3 protein-coding genes are annotated in these 3377 nt (G+C 67.0%); 2 read left to right on the plus strand and 1 reads right to left on the minus strand.

What is annotated here, in order from left to right; all coding sequences use genetic code 11:
• Positions 1-111 precede the first annotated feature (111 nt).
• Positions 112-246 (plus strand): hypothetical protein, encoded by a 135-nt coding sequence (locus tag GORHZ_RS31915; RefSeq protein WP_280985387.1) that lies wholly within the window; start codon positions 112-114, stop codon positions 244-246.
• Between the two features lie 1073 nt (positions 247-1319).
• Here GORHZ_RS31915 and GORHZ_RS00535 read toward each other — a convergent pair.
• A complete protein-coding gene (locus GORHZ_RS00535; protein ID WP_006329267.1) occupies positions 1320-2000 on the minus strand; it encodes a class I SAM-dependent methyltransferase in 681 nt (226 codons plus the stop codon).
• A 274-nt stretch (positions 2001-2274) separates the two neighbouring features.
• On the opposite strand from GORHZ_RS00535, the gene GORHZ_RS00540 reads away from it, so the two are divergent.
• Positions 2275-3324 (plus strand): alpha/beta fold hydrolase, encoded by a 1050-nt coding sequence (locus GORHZ_RS00540; protein ID WP_006329268.1) that lies wholly within the window; start codon positions 2275-2277, stop codon positions 3322-3324.
• The last annotated feature ends 53 nt before the right edge of the window (positions 3325-3377 follow it).

Consider the following 3377-nt stretch of genomic DNA (forward strand, 5'->3'; position numbering starts at 1 on the left):
GGTCGCCTGATCGCTCGAGGTGTCGAGCCATCTGCCATCCATCTCCACCTTCGCGCGGACGGCGGCGCACACCTCGGCCCCAGTGTACACGCAGGCTTGTACACCGCGTCGATGGGGTTACTCTCGACGCTGCGCGCCCGCAGAGACGGGCTGGACTGCTCGGCGCGCAGATGGGCCGCTCCCGGAGGCGCCGCCGGCGCACCGGACACCTCGGTCGCGTATCGGCCCGGCGTCGTGGCGCTGTAGAGCACGGCGACGCCCAGCCTGTCGCACTGCGGGCGGGTCATCGGGACCGACATCCCGAGATCTCCTCTCCCAGAGCAGTATTCACCGTCGAACCGGGAGTTCGGGAGCACGGCGAAATCGGTCGGCAGCGTTGTCCCGGGACCGCCCCGGCCAACGCACGCCAATCCGGGTAGCAGCGGACGGACACAGCCAGGGTGCGGCAGATATCGGTGCCGATGGCCTCGGCGGTGCAGGGATGGGAGACCGTAATCGTGGGTGCGCTCGGTACGACGTGATCGCGAGCAGCCACCGCCGCGTCGGCCGCCGACACCGAGGAGCCCGCCGCCGAGGGGCCCGCCATCGCAGGATCTGCCGCTCTGGGGCGTGCCGTCCACCTCGCACCCGGCGAGCGCTCCGATGAGGAGCCACTGCGATCGTGACCGGGCCACCGCAGAACACCCCGTCCGAGCTGCAGCCGCTGAGGCGCAGTCGTTGGTCAGCCAGAGTCCGCACGGCGCGCTCACCTTCACCGTGCCCCGAACCGCCGCGTAGGGTGCGCCACCGTCGACACCGACCTGCATACGACACCGGAGTGCCTCCTCGAGCAGGTCGCTGGCCTGTCCTGGATCGGCTGGCGAGCGGTCCGCATCAGAGCGATCCCCACCGACAGCGAACACCTCCGCGGGGCTGCTCGTTGCCGCGTCCGGTGATGTCGCCGCCAGGCACATGCGCGTCGACGACGGGGCAGTGCGCGACCAACCGGCCACGTCGTGTCAAAGTTGATGGTCAACGTCAACGAACCGGCAGTCACCGAACGCGACCCCGATGGTGATACCGGCAGGTGCCGCGCCGCAGGCCGTATCAGGTCAGGTGCCGCTGCCGAATCGGTTGCCACACATGGTTCGGTTAGCCAAGACTCTCGACGTCACCATGGCAGCGCTTCGAGGGCGACTCGCAGCCGCTGCGACCTTCGCGGACGTCTGCAGCCCTGTGATCACCACCCTGCGCGGCCACGGCTATCGCCTCGAGGTTCCCGACCAGCTGGCTGGGCTCCCAAGACCAGATCGTCTGGGCTGCGATCATGACGGCTCTCTTCAGATGCTCTGCGACTCCGCCATCTGCCTGGTCTGGGTCCGCTCGTCCTCGCTCACTCGCCGGGCGCTACCGATGACCAGCGGCACGATTGTCGGCATCGCTGTCGGCATCCGAAGGTGGCTGATCTCGTCCACATGCAGGGCACTGGCCCGCAGTTCGCCCACGAAGTCGCGGTTCGCGTGGCATCCGTCGGCGAGCAACTGCTGGAGCGGGTTGAGGAGATCCTGGAGGAAACCACGGGCGCCGGTTCCGCGGACGTGTTCGTGAAAGAGGAACAAGCCCCCGGGTCGAAGAACGCGGTGCACCTCGGCGAGTGCTCGCGCCGGATCTGTGACCGAGCAGAACACCAGCGACGCAGTCACCGTGTCGAACGAGGAATCGGGGAAATCCAGGGCATGCGCATCGCCGTCGCAGACGGTCGTCGGAACGCCCGGCCCGTCAGTTCGCGCTGCCAATCGCGCTCGTAGTCTGGGGTTTGGTTCGAGAAGCACGAGCTCCTCGAGATCGTCGGGATAGTGCGAGATGGAAAGTCCGTTGCCGGCCCCGATCTCGAGGGTTCGGCCGTGGGCGTGAGACAGTTGCTCGGCCCGAATGGCCGCCTGGCCTGAGCGCTCGACGCGGCTCATGAAGCCTGGGTACCAGGCGGCGAATATGCGTTGATTCACGGTGTTGGTTGTCATGCCTTGAGGATGCCGATTCCCGTGCCGATTCCACATGGCCGATTCGGGCCATTCTCGTAATCGCCCGGAGCCCCGGCACCCGATGTCGGCATGAGCGATGTGCGCGTCTGCCCGCACCCTTCTGGCTGCTCGCAAGAATGCGCATTCGCCGGGCGCGACCACTGACTCCGGCGATCAGTTGATGTCGGTCGGGTCGACGATCAGGACCGGCGATAGCACAATACGGACCGGGTCCGCCATCATTGGTAGGTCGGGTGATGTAGGGAAGACGCCAATGCTTCGAGCTGAAGACCAACTCGTCCGCCGCGTCGCAACTTCGAGCGGTGACATCGCATACGCCGCGGTCGGCAGCGGACCCCCGCTGCTCGTTGGTGGCTGGTGGTGCAGCCACCTGACCCTCAACTGGGCTGACCCCCTGTTCCGTGCGTACCTCGGCCGGTTGGCCGAACACTTCACTGTCGTCCGGTACGACCAGCCTGGGCGTGGAGCGTCGGGTCCGGGGCGTGCCTTGACTCCGCTTGATCTCGAATCCGAGGTCGAGATGATCTCCGAACTCGTCGACCTGCTGCAGATGGAGCGCTTCGCCCTGCTCGGCGCCTCGTCCGGCGCTGCCGTGGCCGCCGGCCTCGCCGCCGGGATACCACGCCGCGTCCACCGACTCGTGCTCTATGGCGCGTATGCACGAGGAACCGACATCGCGCCTGAGGCCGCCCGCCGTGCGATGGTCGACGCCATCGCTGCCCACTGGGGACTCGGATCAAGACTCCTGGCCGACGTCTTCGTGCCCGGCGCCAGCAACATCGAACGCGAAAGATTCGCTCGCTTTCAACGCCAGTCCGCCACAGCTGAGCAGGCGGCGCGCTCACTGACCGCCAGTTACGCACTAGACGCAACCGAATACCTCGCGGCCCTTAAGGTTCCCACCACAGTGATCCATCGCCGGAACGACCGCGCCATTCCGTTCACGCTCGGACTCGATGTGGCCCGCAGAGTACGTAACTCGGTGATGGTCGAACTCCCTGGCGACGACCACTTCCCGTGGCGCGGAGATGCAGCCGCGGTCGCAGATGCGACGCTGGCCGGCCTGGGTCACCGCGTTCGTGTGCACCCCGCCGACCTCGGCCGCAAAGCAATCACTGATCGCGAGCGAGAAATACTCGAACTCGTCGCTGAAGGGTTGACCGACATCCAGATCGGCGAACGCCTGATGCTGAGCCCGCACACCGTACACCGCCACGTCGCCAACGCACGCGCGAAATTGGGTGTCCGGTCCCGTGCCGCTGCGGCCGCGGCACTGAAGGACAGGCGTGCGGACCACAGCTGACACCCGCGGGGGGTGGCCACCGAAAGCCCCCGGATGCTGGGTGTCTGGATGTT

This window comes from Gordonia rhizosphera NBRC 16068 (genome assembly GCF_000298195.1).
Classification (GTDB): Bacteria; Actinomycetota; Actinomycetes; order Mycobacteriales; family Mycobacteriaceae; genus Gordonia; species Gordonia rhizosphera.

Excerpts from the sequence above, each read along its gene's own strand:
- GORHZ_RS00540 (WP_006329268.1), top strand. The coding sequence starts at position 2,275 with ATGCTTCGAGCTGAAGACCAACTCGTCCGCCGCGTCGCAACTTCGAGC.
- GORHZ_RS00535 (WP_006329267.1), bottom strand. The coding sequence starts at position 2,000 with ATGACAACCAACACCGTGAATCAACGCATATTCGCCGCCTGGTACCCA.
- GORHZ_RS31915 (WP_280985387.1), top strand. The coding sequence starts at position 112 with ATGGGGTTACTCTCGACGCTGCGCGCCCGCAGAGACGGGCTGGACTGC.